Raw genomic sequence first — 24613 nt, 5'->3', positions numbered from 1 at the left:
GCGGCAGGGTCCGGGAAGAACACTGCCGCCAGGTGCCATCTGGGCGAAGGGGAGAGAAAGGCGGTGGCTACTCCATGCCGAGGGCCTGCTCTATGGGGCCGATGGCAAAGAACAGCACGAACGCCGCCGCCACGGCCCACATCAGCGGGTGCACTTCCTTCGCGCGGCCCTGGAAGGCGCGGATGAGGACGTAGGAGATGAAGCCGGCGCCCAGGCCGTTGGCGATCGAGTAGGTGAAGGGCATCAGCGTAAACGTAAGGAACGCGGGGATGGCGATGCCCCAGTCCTGCCAGTGGATCTTGCCCACCTGGGCCACCATCATGAAGCCGACCACCACGAGGGCGGGGGCCACCGCCTCAAACGGCACCAGGTTGATGAGCGGGGTGAAGAACATGGCCACCAGGAACAGCAGGCCCGTCACGATCGAGGCCAGGCCGGTCCGCGCGCCTTCGCCGATGCCCGCGCCGGATTCGACGTAGATCTGGTTGGAGGACACCGAGGCGCCGCCGCCGACGATCGCACCGAGCGCGTCCACCTGCAGCACGCGGTCCACGTTGGGGATGTTGCCGTCCTTGTCCACCGTTCCGGCCTCGTTGGCCAAGCCCACCATGGTTCCCATTGCATCGAAGAAGATGCTGAGGAGGATCACGAACGCCAGCAGGGTTGCCGCCACAAAGCCCAGGTGCCCGAAGGCGCCGGCAGGGTTCGCCTTGCCGATGAGGGAGAGGTCGGGGGCGGCCCACTCGGTGAACTTGGGGGCCACCAGCGACCAGCCCTGCGGGTTGTAGTTCTCGCCGTCGAAGCTGGGCCCGATGCGGAGGGTGAATTCCAGGATCACCGCGAGGATGGTGGAGGCGATGATGCCGATGAGAATGGCGCCCTTGACGTTGCGGACCAGCAGGGCGATGGTCAGGATCAGGCCGAAGATGAACACAAGCGTGGGCCAGCCGAGGAGCTTGCCGTCAAAGCCGAGCCCGACGGGCACGGTGGTGCCCGCAACGTCCGGTATGCGCCGCACAAAGCCGGCGTTGACCAAACCGATCAGTGCGATGAACAGGCCGATCCCCACAACGATCGCCGTCTTGAGCCCGTCCGGCACCGCCTTGAACACCGCGGTCCGGAAGCCGGTCAGCACCAGGATCAGCATGGTGACGCCGGAGAGGACCACCAGGCCCATCATGTCCGGCCAGGTCAGGCCCGGGTTGGTGGCCACCGTGACCGCCACGAAGGCGTTGACGCCCAGCCCGGTGGCCATCGCGAACGGGTGCTTCGCCCATGCGCCCATCAGGATGGTCAGGATGCCCGCCGCGAACGCGGTGACAGCCGCCACGGCGGGGAAGCCGAGGGTGGCTCCGGTGGAGTCCGGACCGGAAAGGATCAGGGGGTTCAGCACCACGATGTAGCTCATGGCGAAGAAGGTGGCAAAACCGCCGCGGATCTCGCGGGAGACGTTTGACCCCCGTTCAGAGATTTTGAAGTACCGGTCCAGTGCAGAGCCCTGCTTAAGCATTAGTCCTCCGGGAGGTTTTGTGGGGATGCTTGCATCCTATGCGGTCGCTGGGATGGTCCCCGGTAAATTCGCCTAGTCTGTAAGGAAGCCAACACAAGGGGAAATCCGCCATGCCTTCCATCCGCCAGCTGCTGACCGCCGTATTGGGTGCAATCGCCCTCGCCGCGCTGCTTTTCGCCGCCGGTCCGGCCTCAGCCCATGACTCTGCCGAGGGAAGCAGCCCGGCGGACGGCGCCACCGTTGCCACCCCGCCCGCGGAGGTGTCCGTGACGTTCAACCAGAACCCGCTCGGTTTGGGCTCCCAGATGAGGGTCAACGATCCGGCCGGAACCGATTGGGCTGACGGCAAGGTGGAGATCGTGGACAACGTGGCCACGCAGAAGCTCCGCGAGGGTGCCCCGGCGGGTAAATACACGGTGCAGTGGCGCGTGGTCAGTTCGGACTCGCATCCCATTGAGGGCACCTTCACGTTCACAGCTACGGCGGGGGCGGCAGGCTCGACGGCGGCCGCGCCGGTTCCGACGGCCGGCACACCGCAGCCGGGCCTCACCCCGGCACCTGAGAAGGCACCGGAAACCTCGGAACCTTTCCCGTGGAGCCTGGTGGTGTTTGCCGCCGTGGCCGTGGGGCTGCTGGTTGCCCTCGGTGTCCTGGCGCGGCGGAAGCTAGGGGTGGACGACGAGCCTGCCGACGGAACGGGGCAGTAACCCCGTAAGGCTGGCTCGCGTTCTGGTTACAGCGGGGCGGGGAGGGCTGCGAAGCTGCCTGTCAGGACGGACGGGACGCTGTCAGGGTTGACCTTGGCGGAGATTGCCTGGCCTACCGCTTTGGCCTGCCGGAGCACTTCCCTGGGCGTCGGGGTAATAAGTTCCCCCACACCCACCAGGTAAATGCCGATGGCGCGCATGGCGGCCACCAGGTTCTGGCCCACGGAGATACCCAGGTCGGTGAGCATGCGGCGCAGCTGGCTGTTGGCGCAGCGCGTCAGGACGATGTGGTCTGCCAGCAGGACGCCGTCTGGGGTGTGTACTGCCCAGCGGTGGAGGGAAGCGTCGGCGCCCATCTTGTCGAGCAGCACGGCCGAGGTGTCATTGCGGATGTCGAGGTGGTGGCTTGAGGCATAGTTGCGGAGCTGGCGCAGGATCTCGTTGCGCTCCTCGCGCGAGGGTGTGCCGGGGGCGTCGCGCCGTTGCCGGGGTGCCGCCTGGAAGGCGTCGCCGGTGCCGGGGGATTCGAGGCCGCTGACGATGATGGCGTCCACCCCGCGGCGGCAGAGTTCAGTGGCGATGGCCAGGCCGGGAAGCCCTGTACCGATGACCACAGTGGTGGTACGTTCTGCCCCGCTGAGACCAGGCGTGCTTGACACTACAGCTTCCTCCTCGACATTTTCGAGGTGCGGGGCGCCAGTGCCCTGCACCGTCCGCTGCCCCCGCTAGCAGACACAGAAACGTGGTCCGGGATGTGTTCTGAAACACAGTTCTCGGATCAACAGTGCCTCGAAGAATACAGACTTTTTTGGGCTCTGGGTAGCCCGCTCCGGACTTTGACGAAAAGCCCCTTCGGGGTGGCCGGAAGAGGGTTCCTGCCGGCCCGGAGGCCCGTGGGGAAAACGGGCAGGTCAGCGCGGTGCGAGGCACTTCCGGCAAGCTTGCTAACGGCCTCCGGACCGAGAATAGTTATGTAAAAGAGCAGGTATCTTACGATCACGCAAAGATGACCTGCCCGGGTGACGGCGATGGTGCCTCCTTCTGGCAGAATGGCCGCATCATCAGGCAGTACGCGAGGAGGCGGACCCGATAATGGGCGCAGATGAGTTGCATCCGGACCCGGCACGGGAGGGCGGCGGCAGGTCCGTCAGGCCCGAGGGGATAGTGGTCGGCGTCGACGGTTCTGAGCATGGGCAGTGCGCGCTGGTGTGGGCCGCCCGCGAAGCCGAGCGCCGCCGTCGTCCCCTCCATATCGTCACAGCCTATTCCGTTCCCATTTTTGCGGCGTCCGGCCTCGACGGCGGTTACGCCACAGTCGACGATTCCGTGATCCGCGAGGGTGCCGAAGCCATCCTTAAGCATGCGGTGGACAAGGTGGCTCCCTACAACATCGACGTCACCGCCTCCGTGGAGAACGGTGACGCTTCGGGCGTGCTGCTCGAGATGTCGGAAACCGCCGAGCTGCTGGTCTTCGGGACCAGGGGGCGCGGCGGCTTCGTCGGGCGGCTCCTTGGCTCGGTCAGCAGTGCCCTGCCGGCGCATGCCAAGTGCGCCACCGTGACCGTTCCCCTCGTCTGCGCGGATCGGCTGGGCGAGACCACCCAGGACAGGCATATCAAGGCGGAACAGGCCAAGGCAGGGCGCCTCCCTGTGGAGAACGTCGTGGTGGTCGGTGTGGACGGGTCCGAGCAGGCACGGGTGGCCGTGCTGGAAGCTGCGGAGCAGGCCGGGCGGCTCGGCGCGCCCCTTCGGGTGATTTGCGCCGTTCCCCAGTACAGCGGCTCGCTGGCATGGGTGCCCGCGCCGATGGACCGGGAGGCGCTCTTCGCGGATATCCAGGTCCAGCTCAAGGCCGGTGTCGCCTGGCTGCAGAGCCACTTCCCCCGGCTTACCATCGAAACCCGGCTGCTGGACGGTTCCCCTGTGGACGTGCTGGTAGACGCCAGCCGCCACGTGGAGCTCGTGGTGGTCGGCACCCGCGGCCGCGGCGGATTCACGGGCATGCTCCTGGGTTCCACCTCCGACGGCGTGCTGCACCACGCGAAGAGCCCCGTCATGGTGGTTCCTGACAGGGAGGATCCGCGGCTTGCCGACCGCGCCAGCTTCGGTCCTATGCTGGGCGCCGCGTAGCCAATGAACGCCTTGGTTCTCGGCCTCGACGCCGTCAGCGCCGGGATGCTCTCCCGCGTGGGCGGCAAGGCCGCGAACCTCGGTGAACTGTTGTCGGCCGGGTTGCCGGTGCCGGACGGCTTTTGCCTCACCACCGAGGCGTACCTGCAGGCCGTGGCTCCGCTGGGACTTGAAGACGTGCACCGAGCCCTGCAGGCCGCCCCTTCAGACGACGTCGGCGCCCTCGCCGGACTGGCCGGTCGCGCCCGTAGCCTGATCACCTCGGCGGAGCTGCCACCCGCCATCGCCGAGGCAGTGCGCACAGCCTACGGGGAGCTGGGGAGCGCGGAGCTGCCGGACGTTCCGGTCGCCGTGAGGTCGTCGGCCACCGCGGAGGACCTGCCGCTGGCCAGCTTTGCCGGGCAGCAGGACACGTATTTGAACGTGGTCGGCACGGAGGCGCTGCTGGATGCAGTGCGTGACTGCTGGGCATCCCTGTGGACCGACCGGGCGGTGGCGTACCGCGCTGACCGCGGGATCGACCCGTCCGCAGTGGCGCTCGCCGTCGTCGTCCAGCGCATGGTGGACGCCGCAGTGGCGGGCGTGATGTTCACCGCGAACCCGGTCACCGGGCGCCGCCGGGAGGCTGTGATCGACGCCAGCCCCGGTCTGGGGGAGGCGGTGGTGTCCGGCGCGGTGAATCCGGACCACTTTGTGGTGGACATCGACGCGGGGCAGATCCTGCAGCGGCGGCTGGGGGACAAGCGCCTCCTCGTCAGGCCGCTGCCCGGAGGCGGCACCGAGCGCGTGGACCGGCCCGCGGCCGGTCAAGAAGCCTGCCTGACGGACGCACAGCTGCGCGCGCTGGCAGCACTGGGCGGCACGGCGGAAGACCACTTCGGATCACCGCAGGACACCGAATGGGTCATCGACGCTATGGGCAAGACCTGGCTGACACAGTCCCGCCCCGTCACCACGCTGTACCCCCTGCCGGAGAAGCTCCCTTCACCCGGTGCGGTCCGGGCGGAGGAAGGGCCGCGGGTCTTTCTCTGCTTCAGCCTCGCCCAAGGGCTGACGCGGCCGCTGACGCCGATGGGGATCGCCGCCTTCCGGCTTTTCGGCTCCTCGGTGGCCCGGGCGGCGTCGTTTGACGTTCCCGATCCCCGGACAGGCCCGCCGCCTTTCGCCGAAGCGGGCCAGCGTATATTCATCGACCTGACTGCGGCCGCCCGCAGCTCCGTGGGCCGCACGGTCGTGCCGAAGGCCTTTGACATGATGGAGGCGCGGTCCGCAGCTGTGCTGCGCGGCGTGTTCAAGGATCCGCGGTTCTCGGTGATCCGCCGCACTCCGTGGGCTCTTTTGCGGCACGTGGGACCGCTGGCTCTGCGGGCCCGTGTGCCGGAATCCCTGCTGCGCGCCCTGTTCCGGCCGGAGGCTGCGCTGCGCCGGGTGGAACACTTCAGCCGGGACTTCAGCGAGGCGCTGGAGCTGCCGGCCGGCGCGTCTTCCCGGCAACGGCTCGAGCATGCAGAGGGGGTGCTTGCGGGGGCATTTCTGATTGCGCCTTCCATTCTTCCGCTGCCGGCAGCGGGCTTTGCCCTGCTTGCGCTTGCCGGGAAGCTGGTGGGCGGGCGCGAACGGCGGGCCGACCTCCAGCCCATACTCCGCGGACTCCCCAACAATGTCACCACCGAGATGGATCTGGATCTCTGGCAGCTGGCAACTGAACTTCGCGGCGACGGCGAAGCCCGCAGGGTGTTCGAGGAGCAGCCTCTCGCTCTACTCGCCCGGAAATTCAAGTCGGGGGAGCTGCCTGCCACAGCCCAGTCCGGGCTTACCCGCTTCCTGGAACGCTACGGGCACCGGGCCGTGGCGGAAATCGACGTCGGCATGCCGCGGTGGAGGGACGATCCCTCCCACATTCTCGGCGTCCTCGCCAATTACCTGCGGCTGGAGGACCCTGACCTTGCCCCCAACCGGCAGTTCCGCCGGGCCGCGGCGGAAGCGGAGGCGCACATTTCCAGGCTCGTGGCGGAGGCCACCTCGAAGGGGCGGTTCCGAGGCGCCGTGGTCCGGGCCGCTCTGAGACGGGCGCGGCTCTTTGTCGGCTTGCGCGAACGCCCCAAGTACCAGATCGTCCTGGCACTGGCGGAGGTCCGCCGGCAGATGGCGGAAGTGGGGCAAGAACTGGCTGCGCTCGGGCGGCTCGCGCGCCCTGAAGACGTCTTCTTCCTCGACTTCGCCGACGTGGAACGCGCACTCGACGGCGCTGACATGCAGGACCTCGTGGCGCGGCGGCAGGGCACCTACTACCTTGAACTGGAGCGGCGCCACATCCCGCGGGTGCTGCTCTCGGACGGCACCGAACCCGAAACGCTGCTTCCCGCCGCGGTTGCCGGTGCCGCAGCGGACGGTGCCCTCGCCGGAAGCCCCGCCTCCGCCGGCACCGTGACCGCGGCAGCGCGGGTCATCCTCGATCCGGTGGGCGCGCACCTGGAACCGGGCGAGATCCTCGTGGCTCCCTCCACTGATCCCGGCTGGACCCCGCTGTTCCTCACCGCCGGCGGGCTGGTCATGGAGATGGGCGGGCCGAACTCGCACGGCGCTGTAGTGGCGCGGGAGTACGGCATTCCCGCCGTCGTCGGAGTCCCGGACGCAACCGCCCGCCTCCGGACGGGACAGAAGATAACGGTCGACGGCGGTGCCGGCACCGTGGTGCCCGGCGGGTAGCGGCTATTGCGTTTGGCCGGCGGTTCTCTTGCGCCGGACATACCGGACCACGAGCCAGACAACGAAAAGCGCGAGACCCCCGTACACCGCGTAATTGAGGTAGCGCGAGTACTGCTCCACCATCGTGTACTGGCGCCCCAGCAGGGCGCCGAAGCCCAGCAGTGCCCCGTTCCAGATCCCGCTTCCGGCGATGGTGAACAGGCTGAAGGTGCCCAGGTGCATGCGTTGCGCTCCGGCTGGCAGCGAGATGAGGCTGCGCACGCCCGGAAGCAGCCGGCCAAAGAAGATTGCGGACTTCCCGTGGCGCCGGAACCAGTCGTTCGCGGTTTCGAAGTCGCTGCGGTCCACAAGGGGCAGTTTGGACAGCAGGCGGATGGAGCGCTCGAGTCCCACCTTCGCTCCTAGGAAGTACAGGGCCAGGGCTCCCAGATACGCTCCGAGGGTGCTCGTGACAAAGACCAGGCCAAGGTTCATGGTTCCCTGCCGGGTCAGGAAACCGGCGAGGGGCAGAATGACCTCGCTGGGGATCGGCGGGAACACTGTCTCAGCCAGGGTGAACAACCCGACTCCCCATTCGCCCAGCGCCTCGATGGACCGCGCTGCAAAGCCGACGATTCCGGTCATCTCATCCGCAGGACTGGAGGCTGCCGTAAGAGTAGACATGTGCTCGGGCTCCTGAAACTGGATCAACGCGTTCCGTCCAGTCTTGCCTAGTGAGTGCACTTAGGAAAGCCGGGGAGGGTCCTGGGCGGAGCATATTGGGGGCTGTCAGGAGGAGGGGCGAGGCGTACCCTGAGGATATAACCCGCTTGCGTCGGAGGAGACCCGAGATGACCTCCAAGTGGCTGCGGTGGATGCCCGCCGCGGCAGTGCCTGCTGTGATCGCTGCCGGGGTCTTGGCGGGATCCGTTCCGGCCAGCGCCCGGGACCCTCTGCCGGACAGGACGCCCGCGCAGGTACTCGCCATGATCGCCCAGCACTCCACAAAGTCACTGTCCGGAACGCTGGAACAGACCTCGGACCTGGGCCTGCCCGACGTTCCGCAGATCGGCCCGACCTCCGGCGCGGGAGCAGGCTCGGCCGTTGAACTGCTGACGGGGCCGCACACCGCCCGGGTCTTCGTTGATGGGCCCGCCAAGGTTCGGATCCAAGTGATGGACCGGCTCGCCGAACGTGATGCGGTGCGCAACGGCAACGAAGTCTGGCTGTACAACTCCAGGGACAACACGGCCACGCATGTCACGCTTCCGGACGCCCTCAAGAAGAAGGATGCCGGCAGCACGCCGCCTGCCACCCGGATGCCGGGATCCGTGGCCACGCCGGAGGAACTGGCAGCACGGGTGCTCGCGAAGATTGATGCCTCCACCGAAGTGACGGTGGGTGACGATCTGGAGGTCGCCGGCCGGGCTGCGTACAACCTGAGAATTGCACCCAGGTCCCAGGGAACGCTGGTGGAGTCAGTGGCCATTGCCGTGGACGGTGAGAAAGGCCTTCCCCTCAGTGTCGAGGTCCGGGCCCGCGGACAGGCTGAACCCGCCTTCCGGACCGCCTTCTCCAGCCTGACCTTGGAAACACCGGACGCCGGACTCTTCAACTTCACACCGCCGCCAGGTGCCACCATCAAGGAGCACGTGCTTCCCCCGCACCACCACGACGCAAGGCCTGGGGCCGGAATCCCGGGCAGGCATCATGCCGGGGATGGCAAGGCAGCGGCCGCCGCGAAGAAGTCGCGGTGGGTGACAGGCTCGGGCTGGGACTCCATCGTGGAATTCCCGGCACAGGGCACTTCACCTGACGCAGCTGCCCCTGGTGCCGGCATTCCTTCCATCGACGCTCTGTTGACGGATCCGCTGCTGCGGCAGGCAACCGTCACCGTTCCTGAGGGCCGGGCGATATCGACGTCCCTGCTCAATGTCTTGTTCACCGACGACGGCCGGGTCTTCGCCGGGTCGGTACCCCTTGAGCGGCTTCAGGCAGCCGCTGCCCGGAGGTGACGCCCGCTGAAAGGGGTTCCGGGGTCGGGGCTTCCGGGGCTTCCGGGTCCGGAGCTTCCGGGCTCGCCATCGAGACCCGGGGGCTGACTAAGCGCTTCGGCCACCAGCTGGCCGTCAACAGCATCGACTTGGCCGTGCCCCGGGGATCTGTCTTCGGATTCCTGGGCCCCAACGGCTCAGGGAAAACAACAACCATCCGGATGATGCTGGGCCTGGCCTCTGCATCAGCAGGTACGGTCAGCGTGCTCGGACTGGAGATGCCGCGGCGGTTCGATGATGTGCTGCCACGGGTCGGCGCCCTGGTCGAGGGGCCGGCCTTCTATCCGTTCCTTTCAGGAGCGGCCAACCTGAGCCGCTTCGACGCCGCGGACCGTCACGCCGTTCCCGGCACGCGGCGTGCGCGCGTCGCGGAAGCCCTTGAGCGGGTGGGGCTCTCGCACGCTGCGAAGAAGAAGGTCCGCGCCTACTCACTGGGAATGAAGCAGCGGCTGGGCATCGCGAATGCCCTGCTCTCCGACCGGGAACTGCTGGTGCTGGACGAACCCACCAACGGGCTGGATCCGCAGGGCACCCGGGAGGTGCGCAGCCTGGTCCGGTCGCTGGCGGCGGACGGGGCTACCGTCTTTGTGTCCAGCCACCTGCTCGCCGAAGTTGAACAGATCTGCACGCACGCGGCGGTCATGAGCGTTGGCCGCCTCGTAGCCCAAGGCACGTTGTCCGAGCTCCGCCAGGCCGGTACCGCACAGTTGCGGCTGCTGACGCCCGACGCCGGTCCGGCTTCGGAGGTGCTGGCCCGGCTGGGCATGACTCCGGTCCTCGGTCATCCTGACGGCCAGGGCGCCGTCATCACGGCAGTGCTGCCCGACGCGGCGGTGCTGCCAGAAACTGCATGGCCGACCGGGCCGGGGCCGACAGCGGATCCAACTCCGGCGGACCGGGCAGGGGCGGAGCCAGCCGCTCCGGAGGCGATCGTTGCCGCCCTGGTGGCCGGCGGGGTGCGGGTCCGCGGCTTCACGGTGGAGAGGGGCAGCCTGGAAGACCGCTTCGTGGCACTGACGGGGGAGGGCTTCGATGTCGCACAGTAAATCCCAGAACGAGGAATCGCGCAGTCCGATGAACCGCAGTCCGCTGGCGCGCACTGCGGTGTCGCACAGTGAGCCAGGCCGAGATTCGCACGGAGATGCGTCACGTAGCGCGACAGCGCCACCCGCAGCGGGCGCCGCGGCGCGCCGTCCGTCGAGTGCGGCCCTTTTTGCCTCGGAACTGAAGCTGCTGTTCCGGCGGCGCAGGACGCAGGCCCTGCTGCTGGCGCTGGCGGCTATCCCGGTGCTGATCGCCGTCGTCGTCCGCATCTCCTCTGCAGTGCCGCCGGGCCGGGGGCCCGCCTTCCTGGACCGGATCACCCAAAACGGCCTGTTCGTGGGGGTCACGGCCCTGATCGTCGCCGTGCCGCTGTTCCTGCCGCTGACCATCGGCGTCGTGGCTGGGGACACCATCGCCGGGGAAGCCGGGCACGGCACGCTCCGGTACCTGCTCGTTGCGCCTGCAGGTCGGGTGCGGCTGCTCGTGGTGAAGTATGTCGGAGCGGCGGCCTTCTGCGTTGCGGCGCCGCTGTCGGTGGCGCTCGCAGGAGCCGGCATCGGAGCCGCGCTGTTTCCCGTGGGCCCGGTCCCGCTGCTGTCCGGCGACGTCGTTGAGCCGGGTGAAGCGCTGGGCCGGATGCTGCTGATCGCCGCCTACCAGACGGTTTCGCTGCTGGGACTGGCGGCGATCGGGCTCTTCCTGTCCACGCTGACGGACGTCCCGGTAGGGGCCATGGCCGCCACGATTGTCCTGTCCGTCGCCTCACAGGTGCTGGACCAGCTGCCGCAGCTGGAATGGCTGCATCCCTGGCTGTTCAGCCATTACTGGTTCGGTTTCGCGGACCTGCTGCGCCAGCCCATCGGCTGGGAATCCTTCACCAGCAACGCCATGCTGCAGGCAGGATACATCGCTGTGTTTGGCGCGCTGGCCTACGGCAAATTCGTCAGCAAGGACGTGCTGTCCTGACACATCCGTGCTCCCGCAGGGCTCTCAGGCGTGCTGGTGCGATTCGTGCTCGGCGTGGCTGGCCGGTTCCAGCTGGAAGGTGCAGTGCGCCGTGTCGAAGTGGGAGCCGAGGCAGCTGGCGAGCCTGTCCAGGACCTGGTCTGCTCCCCGGGCGCTGAGGACATCGTCCTCCACCACCACATGTGCCGAGAAGACGGGAACGCCTGAGGTGATGGTCCAGATGTGGATGTCATGGACAGCCACCACCCCTGCGACGGACTGGATATGTTCCCGGATCATGCGCACCTCCACGCCCTTAGGCGTCGCCTCCAGCAGGACATCCACCACGTCCCGCAGCAGGTGCCAGGCCCGCGGCAGGATCATCACGGCAATGAGCACGGAGGCGATGGCGTCTGCGGTCTGGAACCCGGTGAACAGAATCACCACGGCCGCAGCAATGACCGCGACCGATCCCACAAGGTCGCCCAGCACTTCGAGATAGGCCCCGCGGATGTTGAGGCTTTCCTTCTGGGCGCCGCGCAGGATCAGGAGGGAGACCAGGTTGGCGGCGGCGCCGGCGAGGGCGGCGTACAGCATGATGCCGGTATGGATCTCGGGGGCGGTCCCGAGCCGGCGGATGGCCTCGATGAAAACCACCACGGCAATCACCACGAGGATCAGGGCGTTGGCGAGCGCCGCCAGGACTTCGGCACGCTGGTAGCCGTACGTTCGCGCATCGCTCGCCGGCCGGGACGCGATCCATGCCGCCAGCAAGGCGATGAAGACCCCCGCCGCGTCCGAAAGCATGTGCCCGGCGTCGGCCAGCAGTGCCAGCGAGCCGGACAGGGCTGCGCCTGCCACCTGGACCAGGACCACACCCACCGTGATCGCCAGCACGGCGATCAGCCGGCGGCGGTGCTTGCCGGTAGCCGTCAGGGCCTTGGCAGGGCTGTGGTCATGTCCCATGCCTACAAGGCTAATCCCAACCGAGTTCGTGGAGCCTGTCGTCGTCGATACCGAAATGGTGGGCAATCTCGTGGACCACCGTGACGGCCACTTCCTCCACCACCTCCTCGCGGGAGGAACAGATGTCCAGGATGGGCTGGCGGTAGATGGTGATGCGGTCCGGCAGCGAACCTGCATCCCACCAGGAGTCCCGCTCCGTCAGCGGCACGCCCTCATAAAGCCCCAGGAGGACCGTGTCGGAGTCTTCGCCGGGCCGGGGCGTGTAGTCGTCCTCGATGAAGACCGCGACATTGTCCATGGTCCGTGCGATGTCAGGAGGGATCAGGTCCAGGGCGTCACTGACGGCTGCCTCAAAATCGTTCTCGGACATCGCAAAACCGGGGGAGTCACCGGACCCGTCAGGAACGATGGGAAGTCCAGGCGGCAGGTTAGCGGGCATAACCAAAACTTTAGCGGGACCGGCGCCTGGTGAGCCCCACGCCCACAAGGCAGACCGCGCCGCCCACGAGTCCCCAGACCGTGGGGATTTCACCGAGCACGAGCCAGGAGATCAGCACCGTGGTGGCGGGCACCAGGTAGGTGGTGGCGGCGAGCTTGCCGGCGTCGATCAGGGAGAGGGCGTACGCCCAGGTGGTGAACGCTATCGCGGTGGGAAAGACGCCGAGGTAGATCAGGCCGGCCGTGGCCGGCAGCGGAGCCGCCTGCAGTTCCCCCACCACTTGTCCGCTGAACGGCAGGCAGCACAGGAGTCCCACCATGATGCCGAACCAGGTTGCCTGCCCTGCCGGGAACTTCCGCAGCACCGGCTTCTGGATGATCACGCTGACGGCGGCAAGCGCCGCCGCCAGGAGGCAGAGCAGCACGCCGGCCACATCCGCCGTCGACCGCTGGCCGGAACCCAGCGCGATCACGGCGACGCCGCTGAACGCAACCAGGCTTCCGATGATCAGCCAGCGCGGGAATCCCTCCTTGAGGATCACGCCTGCCAGGACCGCGATCAGAATCGGGTTGACGTTGATCAGCAGAGCGGCCGTTCCGGCGTCGAGCAGGTGTTCAGCGGCATTGAGGGCAATGTTGTAGCCGCCGAACCACATGACCCCGTAGGCGGCGATGGGCCACCATTCGCGTCCCTGCGGCAGCCTCTGCATTTTGGGCAGGACCACAACGCCAAGCACGACGGCGGCAATCGCCAACCGCCCCAGCGTCAGGGAGCCGGGCGAGAAACTGGGACCCACGGCACGGATGCCGACGAAAGCAGAGGCCCACAGCACCACCGTGATGATGACGGCAGCGACACCCAGTTTGCTGATGCGCGGCGCGCCGGGCGGCCTCCCGCTCGGTTGCGTTTTGCTCGTATGCGGCTTGCCCGTCTGTGGGGCACCCGGCCGCCCGGAGGGAACGGCAGGTGGGGGAGGGCTGGTGCCGGCGTTGGTTGCCATGGTGCCAATCTAGTCCTGCGCCCCGTTGCTGTGCTGGCGGAAATCGGTCAAGGCTGGGTGAGAAGCTGCCAATTTTTGGCACCCCGCTGTGGCGGTCGGGCCGGCGTTCGTGCCGATTTTGGAAATTCACGGGAGAGGCCCTATAGTTTTAGAGGTCCAGTTCGGAGCAACTGCGAAGGACAAGAACGAAAGGCTTCGGCCCTTTATTTTTGCCCTGAGTCAGCCGGATTGAGTTCAGGCCCCCATCGTCTAGCGGCCTAGGACACCGCCCTTTCACGGCGGCGGCACGGGTTCGAATCCCGTTGGGGGTACGCAAGGAAGTGGTCAAGCCGGATCAAAAAGTCTGGTAGGCTGGAGTCCTTGAAAAATTGCAGTAGAGATACTGCGATCAGCAAGAAAAAGCAAGGCCCTGTAGCGCAGTTGGTTAGCGCGCCGCCCTGTCACGGCGGAGGTCGCGGGTTCAAGTCCCGTCAGGGTCGCTCTGATTGCCGGAAGAAGTTCCGGCTGTCATGGTGACACGTCACCTAGGCTCTGTAGCTCAGTTGGTAGAGCGTTCGACTGAAAATCGAAAGGTCACCGGATCGACGCCGGTCGGAGCCACCACTGGGAAGCATCAGTTCTTCGGAACTGGTGCTTTTCTTCTTTTAACCCGGCACCCGGTTAACCGGCGTACCCACTGGTGGAGCTTGTCGAGACCGCGGCGCCAGGGTTTCGACAGGCTCACTCACCGGGTAGGAGTCCGCCGCTGTCAGGGCATGCTTCGGTTGAGTCCGCTGGTCGAGCTGGATCCGCTGGTCGAGCTTGTCGAGACCAAGGCGCAGCAAAAGAGCTCCTGCGACGCTCTGCAGGCTTTGTGCCGTTGGTCTCACTGCCACCGCAGGTTCCTTCAAGAGCATCCGTGGCAGATATCACTCTTTGTGTTTAGAACCGGAGGCGAAAGGGCTGGTGACGTCATTGTTACGCCGTGGTTGATCAATTTTCCTGGCCATGCCACGCGCGCGCAGACCAGATGTAAGCGCTTGCATACGCTGCAGCGGCAGGCTGGCCGTTGCTGAAAAACCGGGTTGAAGTCAACTGACATCGTTGTCTAGCGTGGAGTGTGAGCCCGGAAATGTCGTACATCTCCGGCCTTCTACACGGGGGTCCTACCCAAACCCCGTCCTCCCTCGACACAACGGCGTCCTCGATGACGCATGTCGTGTCAGCGGGGCCTCCGGAGTGCGGGGGACAGGGCATCAGCCCGTCTTCCACGAACGAAACTCCGCGAGAAGAGCAGAAAATGCACAAGCACCCCAATACCCGCCGGATGCTGCGGTGGCGCCCTGCCGCCGCAGCTCTGGCGGCCGCTGTCGCAGCCTCGACGTTCCTTGCCACGCCTTCGGCGCAGGCCAACGAACCGTCGGATCCGCCAGCCAACCAGCAGATGCCGGCCCCCACCCCGGGCTTCCCCCTGCCCACCAAGCACACACAGAAGGCCCATGACCCGGCGTCGGACTTCACCGCCAAGTGGACCCGCGCCGATGCCAAGCAGATCATGGCGCAGAGCGACTCAACGGTGAAGCCGGGCGAGAACTCCATGAGCCCGGACGTCACCATGCCGGAGATCCCCGAGGATTTCCCCACCATGAACGACGATGTGTGGGTCTGGGACACCTGGTCGCTGACGGACGAGCACGCGAACCAGATCAGCTACAAGGGCTATGACGTGATCTTCTCGCTCGTCGCCGACCGCCACGCGGGCTACGGCTTTGACCAGCGTCACTGGAACGCCCGCATTGGCTACTTCTTCCGCAAGACCAACGCTGATCCCGCCAAGGACAAGTGGAACTACGGCGGCCACCTCTTCGTGGACGGCTCGTCCATCGGCAACACCGAATGGTCCGGTTCCACCCGGCTCATGAAGGGCAACCAGGTGAACGTGTTCTACACGGCCACCACCTTCTACGACGTCAAGGAGCGCAACGCCGGCCGCGGCGGCATCGCCCCTGACGCGGCCATCGCCAAGGCGCTGGGCAAGATCCACGCGGACGAGAACGGCGTCACGTTCGACGGCTTCAAGCACCACAAGCTGCTGGAGCCGGACGGCAAGATGTACCAGACCAAGGAACAGAACCCGGGCTTCGCGTTCCGTGACCCGTACACCTTCGCCGACCCGGCGCACCCGGGAAAGACCTTCATGGTGTTCGAGGGCAACACGGGTGCAAAGCGCGGCGACTACCGCTGCAAGAACGAGGACCTGGGCTACCGCAAGGGTGACCCGAACGCGGAGACCCTTGACGAGGTCAACAACAGCGGCGCCTACTACCAGACCGCTAACGTTGGCCTGGCAGTGGCGGAAAACAAGGACCTGACCAAGTGGAAGTTCCTGCCGCCGATCCTCTCCGGCAACTGCGTCAACGACCAGACCGAACGTCCCCAGATCTTCATCCAGAATGAAGGCGGCAAGAACAAGTACTACCTGTTCACCATCAGCCACCAGTTCACTTACGCTGCAGGCATGCGCGGTCCCGACGGCGTCTATGGCTTCGTGGGCGACGGCATCCGTTCGGACTACCAGCCGATGAACAACAGTGGCCTCGCCCTCGGTTCCCCGACGGACCTGAACCTGCCGTCCGAGTCCCCGGAAGCGCCGACCCCGCAGCAGAACGGGCGCCAGTTCCAGGCCTACTCGCACTACGTGCAGCCCGGCGGCCTGGTCCAGTCCTTCATCGACAACGTCAACGGCGTACGCGGCGGCTCCCTGTCCCCGACCGTGAAGATGAACTTCCGCGACGGCGTATCCCAGGTTGACCGCAGCTTCGGCAAGAACGGCCTTGGCCCGTTCGGTTACCTGCCCACCAACGTTCAGGTTGGCGGCCAAGGCCACTACAAGAAGTAACGGGCAGTTTCACTCCAGGATGCAGTAAATGCTTTCTGGCGGAGGCGCGCGGACCTGGTCCGGGCGCCTCTTGCCCTTAAAGCCTCTGCTTCCTTCCACGTGTTGCTGTCAATTTGGAAAGCAGGCAGCGGCCATGGCTAGACTCGCACGCCGGGTGATACGGCAGGCGCCGGCCAAGTCAAGGCCGCTGCCCCCGGCGTACCCCGGGCGAATCGGGCGCTCCACTCCTGACGTTGTCGGAGCTAGGGGATAGGGTTGTGATCAACAGAAGGGGAGCGCCTGATGGAATACCAGAACCCGGACCCTGCCGTCATCGGCACGCAACCGGCACTGAGCGGGACCGGTGGCGGACGCACAGTCATTTCAGAAACAGCGGTCGCCAAGGTGGCCGGCATAGCAGCGCGTGCCGTCCCGGGCGTCTACTCCCTGGGCACCGGCTCATCCAGGGCGCTGGGGGCCATCCGTGACGCCGTCGGAAGTTCGGACCACGCGGCGGGGGTCCATGCGGAGGTAGGCGAGACCCAGGTTGCCGTTGATATCACCCTCGTTGCAACGTACGGCACTCCGCTTCACTCACTGGCCAACCAGGTGCGCGCTGCGGTCTACTCGGCAGTTGAAAAGCTTGTGGGCCTTCAGGTCATCGAGGTCAACGTCGAAATCACCGACGTATATATAGCACCGCCGGTGAAGCCGGCGGGGCCGGCGGCAGCAGCTGAGAGGGAGGCGGTCCTGTGAGCCTGACGGTAGTGGGAACGGCAATGGGGGCCTTTGTGGCGTTTATGTCGCTGCAGTTCGGCTTGTGGGGCTTCCTGATTTCCCTCCTTTTCATGGCGATTGGTGCCCTGCTGGGCCGCGCGGCAGAAGGGAAACTGGACCTGCGCAGCGTCATGGATGCACTGAGCGGCCGGCGCTCGTCGTCATGAGCCTGGACGCCGAAACCACCCCCGTCCGGCTGTACAGCGGGCACAACCGGATCAGCACCCAAGCGTTGACGAGCCTCGCGAAAGCCGCAGCGGGTGATGCGCTGGGCATCCCTCCGCACGATGTCCGCGCAGACTGGTCGGACGACGACGGCCTGCTGGCTTTGTCCCTCGTCACACCAATCAAGATCCCGGCGCTGATGGGCGTGGCGCGCGACCCCAGCCGGATCGCTGCCTTTGGCGGCTCCATCTGGGAGCGTGCGATTGCGGCCAAAGAGGAGATCCTCACGAAGGTCACCGAGCTTAGCGGCGCCCGCCTGAGCAGGGTGGACATCCGGGTCAGCGGTGCCCATGTCACGGAAAGGAGGCGTGTCCGGTGAGCTCAGTCATCGAACGCCAGAACCCGGCGGACGGCCACCACAGGAACGCGGGCGCCCTCGGCCGCGACGGGTCCGTTGATATGGACCGGATTCTGCACCGGGAAACCCACTCCTCGCGGGCAACCGCAGCCTGCATTGCGGCCGTCCTCGTCATTCTCCTGTCCCTCTACGCCCTCCTGGAAGCGGCAGTCCGGGCCATTGGCCAGCCGCCTTGGCTCATTGAGCCCCAGACGGCAGCCGAGCGGATCATCGCGCTGCCAAACGGCATGCCGCCCCTGCTGCTCGGTGTCATAGGGGCAGTGGTCGCGGCGGCCGGCCTGTTCTTTTTCCTGAGCGCCATACTTCCCGGCCGCAGGGCAAAGCATCTGCTCGACATGCCCCGGGTAGCTGTGGTGGTGGACGACGAAGTCATAGCGTCCTCCCTCGCCCGCCGGGCACGTCTGGCAGCCAACGTCACACCCGAGCAGGTGATGGTGGTGGTTTCCCAGCGGCAGGCGATAGTCAACGTCCGCCCCACGTCCGGCGTCCCGGTGAGCGAGAACGCAGTCCGTGAAGCCGTGGAAGACGAACTCCGCTCCATGGCCCCGGTCCCGGTGCCCGCGGTCCGCGTCAACCTTGCTGAGACAGGGGTGATCGGGGCATGAACAGCACACCCCGGCTGCTGAACAGGATCCTCATCGGAATCCTCGGCCTCGCCCTCCTGTCCGCTGGCATCCTCCTCATGCTGCTGGCCGCGGTACCTGCTGTCGGAGCCTGGTGGCAGGCATGGTCAGGCGGCGTCTGGGCCGGCGCCAGCCAAATGCTCGGCACTGCGAGATTCCCGGGCCGCCAGGAAAGCTGGCTTTGGATTGTCCTGGCCCTTGCTCTCATCCTGCTGACCGGGCTCATGGTGGCCTGGATTGCCCAGCAGGGTAAGGGGCGCTCGGACCTTTTGCTGGCCGCCGAGGATCCCGGGGGAGTGCCCGGCGATGTGCGGATCGGCAGCGGAGTGGCTGAACAGTCCCTGAAGGAGGCCTTCGCCGAACGCGCTGACCTCGCCGGCACGTCGGTCGCTACCTACGACGTCCGCGGCGAGCCGGCCCTCAGGATCCGGCTTCATCCGCGGCCCGGAGTGGCCCCTCACCTCCTCGCAGAGGACGCTGCTTCGCTGGTTTCGGCTTTGGACAGTGTCGTGGGCCGCGAAACATCGGTGCTGGTGCACATCGCTGCCGGGGCCCGCACGCGCTTCAGCCGTGCGGAGCGCGTCCGCTGACTCAGGCCTGACGCCAGGCAGGCTGCCTGCGCCTGCCGGGCCGGACATGAAAAGCTGGCATGAAAACCGCATGGAAGAGCGCTGCGTTCCCGCGGAACGCAGCGCTCTTCGTAAACAGCCTGCGGCTTAGCCGGCCACCAGGTAGGCCGCGCTGTTCGGGGCGATGACGGCCGTACGTGTACCGGCGGTCCCGCCGTCGTCGGATCCCGTCAGAGCGGCGCCGGAGAGCGCCCCGTCATCTGACGGCGCCCCGTCACTGGAAAGAATCACACGGTAGCCGTCCGGCACAGGCGCCGGCTCGGACCCCGTATTGGCCATCACGAGGACGTCCCGGTTCTGGAAGGCCAGGACACCCAGTTCAGGATCATGCGCATCCGCCCAGCAGAATGTTCCGGAGCCAAGGCCGTGGCTCTTGCGCAGGAACAGCGCCGAGCGATACAGCTCGAGCGTGGAACCCTGGACCCCGTCCTGCCGGTCCGCGGCGAGTTCCCCGAACGATGCCGGCTGGGGCAGCCAAGGATCGGCCGGCTGGCGGCGGCCAGCACCGCCGTCGGACGTTGTGTATGCCTCAGCGAAACCGTATCCCGGCTCGCCTGACACCCACGGCAGTGGGACGCGGCAGCCGTCCCGCCCGCGCTCAACGCCGTTCGTGCGGAAGAAGGTGGGGTCCTGGCGCGCCTCTCCAGGCACAGTGGTGTGTTCGGGCAGGCCCAGTTCCTCGCCCTGGTACAGGTAGGCGGAGCCGGGCAGGGCGAGGGACACCAGCGTGGCCGCCCGGGCGCGGGCCAGGCCCAGTGCCGCGTCCGGCTGCTCGTCTTCCGCGGCTATGCCCTTCGGGAAGGTCGTGGGATCGGACAGTCCGAAGCGGGTGGGGTGGCGCACCGTGTCATGGTTGCTCAGCACCCAGGTGGTGGGAGCCCCCACCGAGGCCGATGCCTCAAGCGACTCCTCAATGGCCACTGCCATCCGTCCTGCATCCCAACCGGCGAGCAGGAAATCGAAGTTGAAAGCCTGCTGCATCTCATCACTGCGGATGTACCGGGCCAGCCGTTCCGCCGGTTCCACCCAGGCTTCCGCCACGAGCATGCGGTCACCGTCGTACTCGGCGAGCACCCGGTTCCAGTCCCGGTAGATCTCGTGGACGCCGTCCTGGTCAAAGAATGGCGACGGCGGATACAGCGGCGACACCGGCTCGTGGCCGGAGTCCTGCTCCGCAACAGCTATAGCGCCGGCAGCGTCGTCCGCCCCTGCGCTGCCGGCTGCGATGCTGGCACGGTGTGCTGTGTGCGGCTCCACTGATTCGGGATGTGCCCCGGGGGCGTCCGGAAGGTGGCGCGCCTCTGCAGTGCCCTCGACCATGGCGGCTGCGCCGTCCCAGTCCGGCAGCCCGGCCTCTTTGACCATGCCGTGCGCCACGTCCACCCGGAAGCCATCCACTCCGCGGTCCAGCCAGAAGCGGAGGACGGAGCGCATTTCCTCCCACACCTCGGGGTTCTCCCAGTTGAGGTCCGGCTGCTTGGTGTCAAAGAGGTGCAGGTACCACTCGCCAGGGGTGCCGTCCGCATTGGTGGTGCGCGTCCAGGCCGGACCGCCAAAAATGGAATTCCAGTTGTTCGGGGCGTTGTTCCCGTCTCCGGAGCCGAGCACTGCGTCCTTCCCGGGCCTGAAAATGTAACGTTCCCTGGCTGCCGAACCCGGTTCCGCGGCCAGGGCCTCCTGGAACCACTCGTGCTCGTCCGAGGTGTGGTTCGGGACGAGATCCACGATGACTTTCATCCCAAGCCCGTGAGCCTTCTGCAGCATCTCATCGAAGTCGGACAGTGTGCCGAACATCGGGTCCACCTGCCGGTAGTCAGCCACGTCGTATCCCGCGTCCGCCTGCGGCGACTTGTAGAACGGGGAGAGCCAGAGGGCATCGACGCCGAGTTCCTTCAGGTAGGGCAACCGGGCGGTAACACCTCGCAGGTCGCCCATGCCATCACCGTTCGCATCGGCGAAGGAACGGGGATAGATCTGGTAGACGACGGCGCCGGACCACCACGTTCCTATCTGGGAACCAGGCGTGGAAATGGGAGTGTGGGTCATAGTTGCCTCTCCGGTAACAATTAGGTGTAAACGCTTGCATTTCTTTCGGCAACGTTACTAGTGTGACTGTCACCACAACAACCGCACCTACAACTTTTTCTTGTCACTCAGCGAGGAGTCCTCTGCCAATGAAAACCCCCAAGTTCTTACTGCCGGTAGCCACTGCCGGCGTTCTCGCCCTGACGCTCTCCGCCTGTGGCGGCGGTGGCGGCGGCGGTGGCACCACCGCCGGTGGCGGTGACGCAGCCAACGGTCTTGACGGCCGCGGTCCCATCACCTACGTGCAGGGCAAGGACAACAGCAACGTGGTCCGTCCGCTGATCGAAAAGTGGAACGCCGCACACCCCGATGAGAAGGTCACCTTCAAGGAGCAGACCGACCAGGCCGACCAGCAGCACGATGACCTGGTGCAGCACTTCCAGGCCAAGGATGCCGGCTACGACGTCATGTCCGTTGACCTCGTCTGGACCGCGGAATTTGCGGCAAAGGGCTGGCTCCAGCCGCTCAAGGACAAGATGGCGATCGACACCTCGGCCATGCTGCCGTCCACGGTTGCCGGTGCTTCCTACAAGGACACGCTGTACGCTGCGCCCCAGAACTCCGACGGCGGCATCCTGTACTACCGCAAGGACCTGGTTCCCACCGCGCCCAAGACCTGGGACGAGATGATGGAGATGTGCTCCATCGCCAAGGAAAACAAAATCGGCTGCTACTCGGGCCAGTTCAAGCAGTACGAAGGCCTGACGGTTAACGCCTCCGAGGCCATCAACTCGGCTGGCGGCTCCGTGCTGGACAAGGACGGCAAGCCGAGCCTGAACACCCCCGAGGCCAAGGAAGGCCTTGGAAACCTCGTGGAGGCCTTCCAAAACGGCAACATCCCGAAGGAAGCCATCACCTACCAGGAAGAGGAAAGCCGCCGGGCCTTCCAGTCAGGCAACCTCCTGTTCCACCGCAACTGGCCGTACGTCTACAACCTGGCCACCACTGAAGGTTCATCCAAGGTGAAGGACAAGCTCGGCATGGCAGCACTGCCCGGCAAGGACGGCCCGGGTGCATCCTCCCTCGGCGGCCACAACGTCGGCGTCAGCGTCTACTCGGAGAACAAGGCCACCGCGCTGGACTTCCTGAAGTTCATCACCTCCGAAGAGACCCAGCGGTTCTACGCCACCCAAGGCTCCCTCGCACCGGTGCTGAGCAGCCTGTATGACGATGCTGCCCTCGTGAAGAAGCTTCCGTACCTGCCGGTCCTGAAGACCTCCATCGAGAACGCCGTCCCGCGTCCGGTTTCTCCGTTCTACCCGGCCGTGACGCAGGCCATCCAGGAGAACTCCTACGCAGCGCTGAAGGGCGACAAGCCGGTGGATCAGGCTCTGTCTGACATGCAGGCGTCCATCGAAGCCGCCGGTGCAGGATCGTAGTCCAGCCATGGCAACCGAATTAGGCCCGACGCCGGTCAAGTCACCGGCGTCGGGCGGTACCCCGATCCACCACGGGCCCAAGGGCGTGGGTGAGGACAACAAGATCCTCAGCCAGGGCAAATGGGCCACCTGGCTCCTTGCCCCCACCATCATCGCGCTGGCCGTGGTGATCGTTTACCCGATCATCAGCGCCATCGTGATGTCCTTCCAGAAGGACGCCGGGCTCGACCCCGCCACCGGCCTTTTCACGGCCGGCGGCCCGGCCGGCATCCAGAACTATGTCAACTGGATCGGCCAGCAATGTGCCGCCCCTGCCGGCGGAACCGTCGCCTGCCCTCCGGGAACACTGGGAGCCCAGTTCTGGACCGCTACCGGCACCACCTTCATCTTCACCATCATCACGGTGACCCTGGAGACGATCCTTGGCTTCTGGATGGCCATGATCATGGCCCGCTCCTTCAAGGGCCGCAGCCTCGTCCGCGCCGCCGTGCTCGTGCCGTGGGCCATCCCCACCGCCGTGACCGCGCAGCTGTGGCTGTTCATCTTCGATTTCCAGGGCATCGCCAACAAGCTGTTCAACGCCTCCATCCTCTGGACCGGAAGCGAGTGGCCTGCCAAATGGGCCGTCATCATCGCGGACACCTGGAAGACCACTCCGTTCATGGCGCTGCTGATCCTTGCAGGCCTGCAGATGATCCCGGCCGAAGTCTATGAGGCAGCGAAAGTCGACGGAGCCACCGCCTGGCAGCGGTTCCGCATGATTACCCTGCCGCTGGTAAAGCCGGCGCTGATGGTGGCCATCCTCTTCCGCACGCTCGATGCACTGCGCATGTTCGACCTGCCGTACATCCTCACGGGCGGTGCGAACAACACCACCACCCTGTCCATCCTTGTCATCAACCAGATCCGGCAAGGGTTTAACTCGGCCGCGGCGTTGTCCACCATCACCTTCATCATCATCTTTTTGGTCGCTTTCATCTTTGTCCGCTTCCTTGGGGCGAACGTGGTGGAACAGAGCGGCGCCACCGGTAAGGGGAAGAAATGAGCACCGGAACAGCCCTCCGGGCAGAACAGGACAAAGGCCGCCGCGTGGCCCAGAACAAGGAGAAATGGGCGCAGGGCCGCACGTACATCAGTGCAGCCGTGATCCTGATCTGGTGCCTGGCGCCCGCCTACTGGATGGTCGTCGTGGCGTTCCGCGAGGTCGGCTTCACGTATGACACATCCTTCTTCCCCACGCATGTCACGCTGGACAACTTCGTTACCGCGTTCGACACGTCCTTCGGCAACAGGTTCGGCCAGGCGCTGCTGAACAGCATCTTCATCGGCGTCGTGGTTACCGCCATCTCACTGCTGATCGGTGTGTTCGCGGCCTACGCCCTGGCGCGGCTGAACTTCCGGGGCAAGTTCCTGGTTCTGGGCTTCATCCTCGGCGCCTCCATGTTCCCGGGCGTCGCCCTGATCACCCCGCTGTTCCAGCTGTTCACCAACATCGGCTGGATGGGTACCTACCAGGCGCTGATCATTCCGAACATTTCGTTCGTGCTGCCGCTGACCGTCTACACCATGACGTCCTTCTTCCGCGAAATGCCGTGGGAGCTGGAAGAGTCGGCACGTGTTGACGGCTGCACGCAGGGCCAGGCCTTCCGGAAGGTCATCATGCCGCTGGCGGCTCCGGCCATCTTCACCACGGCCATCCTGGCATTCATCTCCTCCTGGAATGAGTTCCTTATCGCCAGCCAGCTTTCCAGCGATGCAACCCAGCCGGTGACGGTGGCCATCGCGAACTTTGCCGGGGCCCAGCCCCAGCAGATCCCCTACACCGCGATCATGGCAGCCGGCACCATCGTCACCATTCCGCTGGTGATCCTGGTGCTCGTGTTCCAGCGCAAGATCGTCGCCGGGCTCACGGCGGGTGCAGTCAAGTGATGCACGGGGCAGCACCGCAGCGCAAGGAGAACGTACCCGGATCCGGCGACAAGCGCGTCCGGTCCGGGGAGGACTTCGACATCATTATCGGATTCCTGGGCTTCTGGGCTGCGGTGCTGCTCGTCGTTACGGTCTGGATGGAGCTGACCGCGCAGCCCGCCTTGGGCTGGGCACTGGGCCTGCTTGCCATCCTGCTGGCGCTGTACGGGATGATCAGGCTCCGCAGGCGCCTTCCCGCACGCACCGCCGCCCGGCGTCGCTGAATCGC

At 66.1% G+C, this 24613-nt stretch carries 23 protein-coding genes and 3 tRNA genes; 19 read left to right on the top strand and 7 right to left on the bottom strand.

The window, feature by feature from the left end; translation table 11 throughout:
• Positions 1-67: 67 nt before the first annotated feature.
• Positions 68-1510, bottom strand: a complete 1443-nt coding sequence (locus ACIP9X_RS01325) for an NCS2 family permease (protein WP_400477911.1) — start codon at positions 1508-1510, stop codon at positions 68-70.
• Positions 1511-1620: 110 nt separating this feature from the next.
• On the opposite strand from ACIP9X_RS01325, the gene ACIP9X_RS01320 reads away from it, so the two are divergent.
• Positions 1621-2217 carry a copper resistance protein CopC gene (locus ACIP9X_RS01320; protein ID WP_400477910.1) on the top strand — a complete coding sequence of 199 codons (597 nt, stop codon included), beginning with the start codon at positions 1621-1623 and terminating at the stop codon, positions 2215-2217.
• Between the two features lie 26 nt (positions 2218-2243).
• On the opposite strand, the gene ACIP9X_RS01315 is transcribed toward ACIP9X_RS01320, so the two are convergent.
• Positions 2244-2876 carry an FAD-binding protein gene (locus ACIP9X_RS01315; protein WP_400477909.1) on the bottom strand — a complete coding sequence of 211 codons (633 nt, stop codon included), beginning with the start codon at positions 2874-2876 and terminating at the stop codon, positions 2244-2246.
• Between the two features lie 433 nt (positions 2877-3309).
• Between ACIP9X_RS01315 and ACIP9X_RS01310 the strand changes: the two genes are divergently transcribed.
• Together ACIP9X_RS01310 and ACIP9X_RS01305 are read left to right on the top strand one after the other, a co-directional pair.
• Entirely contained in the window at positions 3310-4347 is a 1038-nt protein-coding gene (locus tag ACIP9X_RS01310) for a universal stress protein (protein ID WP_400477908.1), read from the top strand.
• Positions 4348-4350: 3 nt separating this feature from the next.
• Positions 4351-7056, top strand: a complete 2706-nt coding sequence (locus ACIP9X_RS01305) for a PEP/pyruvate-binding domain-containing protein (RefSeq protein WP_400477907.1) — start codon at positions 4351-4353, stop codon at positions 7054-7056.
• A 3-nt stretch (positions 7057-7059) separates the two neighbouring features.
• Here ACIP9X_RS01305 and ACIP9X_RS01300 read toward each other — a convergent pair whose 3' ends face one another.
• A complete protein-coding gene (locus ACIP9X_RS01300) occupies positions 7060-7719 on the bottom strand; it encodes a DedA family protein (protein WP_400477906.1) in 660 nt (219 codons plus the stop codon).
• A 167-nt stretch (positions 7720-7886) separates the two neighbouring features.
• Here ACIP9X_RS01300 and ACIP9X_RS01295 point away from each other — a divergent pair, with 167 nt between their 5' ends.
• From ACIP9X_RS01295 to ACIP9X_RS01285, 3 genes are read left to right on the top strand one after another with little or no spacing between them, the layout of a single operon-like run.
• Positions 7887-9050 carry an outer membrane lipoprotein carrier protein LolA gene (locus ACIP9X_RS01295; protein ID WP_400477905.1) on the top strand — a complete coding sequence of 388 codons (1164 nt, stop codon included), beginning with the start codon at positions 7887-7889 and terminating at the stop codon, positions 9048-9050.
• A complete protein-coding gene (locus ACIP9X_RS01290) occupies positions 9047-10135 on the top strand; it encodes an ABC transporter ATP-binding protein (RefSeq protein ID WP_400477904.1) in 1089 nt (362 codons plus the stop codon). Before ACIP9X_RS01295 ends, ACIP9X_RS01290 begins: the two co-directional genes overlap by 4 nt.
• Positions 10122-11099 (top strand): ABC transporter permease, encoded by a 978-nt coding sequence (locus tag ACIP9X_RS01285; RefSeq protein WP_400477903.1) that lies wholly within the window; start codon positions 10122-10124, stop codon positions 11097-11099. The genes ACIP9X_RS01290 and ACIP9X_RS01285 overlap by 14 nt, the downstream gene beginning before the upstream one ends.
• 24 nt (positions 11100-11123) lie before the next feature.
• Here ACIP9X_RS01285 and ACIP9X_RS01280 read toward each other — a convergent pair whose 3' ends face one another.
• The 3 genes from ACIP9X_RS01280 to ACIP9X_RS01270 are packed head-to-tail and all read right to left on the bottom strand — an operon-like array spanning position 11124 to position 13483.
• Positions 11124-12044: a cation diffusion facilitator family transporter gene (locus ACIP9X_RS01280; protein WP_400477902.1), complete on the bottom strand. Its 921-nt coding sequence runs from the start codon at positions 12042-12044 to the stop codon at positions 11124-11126.
• A gap of 10 nt (positions 12045-12054) precedes the next feature.
• Positions 12055-12483, bottom strand: a complete 429-nt coding sequence (locus ACIP9X_RS01275) for a metallopeptidase family protein (protein ID WP_400477901.1) — start codon at positions 12481-12483, stop codon at positions 12055-12057.
• 10 nt (positions 12484-12493) lie between these two features.
• Complete coding sequence (locus ACIP9X_RS01270) at positions 12494-13483, bottom strand: DMT family transporter (RefSeq protein WP_400477900.1); 990 nt, start codon at positions 13481-13483, stop codon at positions 12494-12496.
• Positions 13484-13721: 238 nt separating this feature from the next.
• Between ACIP9X_RS01270 and ACIP9X_RS01265 the strand changes: the two genes are divergently transcribed.
• The 9 genes from ACIP9X_RS01265 to ACIP9X_RS01225 all read left to right on the top strand — a co-directional run bounded on the left by ACIP9X_RS01265 (position 13722) and on the right by ACIP9X_RS01225 (position 18913).
• A tRNA-Glu gene (locus ACIP9X_RS01265) sits at positions 13722-13794 on the top strand.
• A gap of 94 nt (positions 13795-13888) precedes the next feature.
• Positions 13889-13962, top strand: a tRNA-Asp gene (locus ACIP9X_RS01260).
• A 48-nt stretch (positions 13963-14010) separates the two neighbouring features.
• Positions 14011-14086: transfer RNA gene (locus tag ACIP9X_RS01255), tRNA-Phe, on the top strand.
• 676 nt (positions 14087-14762) lie between these two features.
• The gene (locus ACIP9X_RS01250; RefSeq protein ID WP_400477899.1) at positions 14763-16361 is read left to right on the top strand and encodes a glycoside hydrolase family 68 protein; all 1599 of its coding nucleotides are present in this window, start codon (positions 14763-14765) and stop codon (positions 16359-16361) included.
• Between the two features lie 282 nt (positions 16362-16643).
• A complete protein-coding gene (locus tag ACIP9X_RS01245) occupies positions 16644-17096 on the top strand; it encodes an Asp23/Gls24 family envelope stress response protein (RefSeq protein ID WP_400477898.1) in 453 nt (150 codons plus the stop codon).
• Positions 17093-17284, top strand: a complete 192-nt coding sequence (locus ACIP9X_RS01240) for a hypothetical protein (RefSeq protein ID WP_400477897.1) — start codon at positions 17093-17095, stop codon at positions 17282-17284. Before ACIP9X_RS01245 ends, ACIP9X_RS01240 begins: the two co-directional genes overlap by 4 nt.
• The gene (locus tag ACIP9X_RS01235) at positions 17281-17661 is read left to right on the top strand and encodes a hypothetical protein (protein WP_400477896.1); all 381 of its coding nucleotides are present in this window, start codon (positions 17281-17283) and stop codon (positions 17659-17661) included. Before ACIP9X_RS01240 ends, ACIP9X_RS01235 begins: the two co-directional genes overlap by 4 nt.
• On the top strand, positions 17658-18305 hold the full coding sequence (locus ACIP9X_RS01230; RefSeq protein ID WP_400477895.1) for a hypothetical protein: 648 nt from the start codon (positions 17658-17660) through the stop codon (positions 18303-18305). Before ACIP9X_RS01235 ends, ACIP9X_RS01230 begins: the two co-directional genes overlap by 4 nt.
• Positions 18302-18913 carry a hypothetical protein gene (locus tag ACIP9X_RS01225; RefSeq protein WP_400477894.1) on the top strand — a complete coding sequence of 204 codons (612 nt, stop codon included), beginning with the start codon at positions 18302-18304 and terminating at the stop codon, positions 18911-18913. Before ACIP9X_RS01230 ends, ACIP9X_RS01225 begins: the two co-directional genes overlap by 4 nt.
• A gap of 126 nt (positions 18914-19039) precedes the next feature.
• Here the strand turns inward: ACIP9X_RS01225 and ACIP9X_RS01220 are convergent, their stop codons facing one another.
• Positions 19040-20998 carry a glycoside hydrolase family 13 protein gene (locus tag ACIP9X_RS01220; RefSeq protein ID WP_400477893.1) on the bottom strand — a complete coding sequence of 653 codons (1959 nt, stop codon included), beginning with the start codon at positions 20996-20998 and terminating at the stop codon, positions 19040-19042.
• A 128-nt stretch (positions 20999-21126) separates the two neighbouring features.
• Between ACIP9X_RS01220 and ACIP9X_RS01215 the strand changes: the two genes are divergently transcribed.
• From ACIP9X_RS01215 to ACIP9X_RS01200, 4 genes are read left to right on the top strand one after another with little or no spacing between them, the layout of a single operon-like run.
• The gene (locus tag ACIP9X_RS01215; RefSeq protein ID WP_400477892.1) at positions 21127-22416 is read left to right on the top strand and encodes an ABC transporter substrate-binding protein; all 1290 of its coding nucleotides are present in this window, start codon (positions 21127-21129) and stop codon (positions 22414-22416) included.
• A 7-nt stretch (positions 22417-22423) separates the two neighbouring features.
• The gene (locus ACIP9X_RS01210; RefSeq protein ID WP_400477891.1) at positions 22424-23461 is read left to right on the top strand and encodes a carbohydrate ABC transporter permease; all 1038 of its coding nucleotides are present in this window, start codon (positions 22424-22426) and stop codon (positions 23459-23461) included.
• The gene (locus ACIP9X_RS01205; protein WP_400477890.1) at positions 23458-24345 is read left to right on the top strand and encodes a carbohydrate ABC transporter permease; all 888 of its coding nucleotides are present in this window, start codon (positions 23458-23460) and stop codon (positions 24343-24345) included. The genes ACIP9X_RS01210 and ACIP9X_RS01205 overlap by 4 nt, the downstream gene beginning before the upstream one ends.
• Complete coding sequence (locus ACIP9X_RS01200; protein WP_400477889.1) at positions 24345-24608, top strand: hypothetical protein; 264 nt, start codon at positions 24345-24347, stop codon at positions 24606-24608. Before ACIP9X_RS01205 ends, ACIP9X_RS01200 begins: the two co-directional genes overlap by 1 nt.
• Positions 24609-24613: the final 5 nt, after the last annotated feature.

This window comes from Arthrobacter sp. NPDC093125, from assembly GCF_044754225.1.
Lineage (GTDB): Bacteria > Actinomycetota > Actinomycetes > Actinomycetales > Micrococcaceae > Arthrobacter.
The sequence above is the reverse complement of the archived record's forward strand: the minus strand, read 5'-3'. Positions and strand labels throughout refer to the sequence as shown.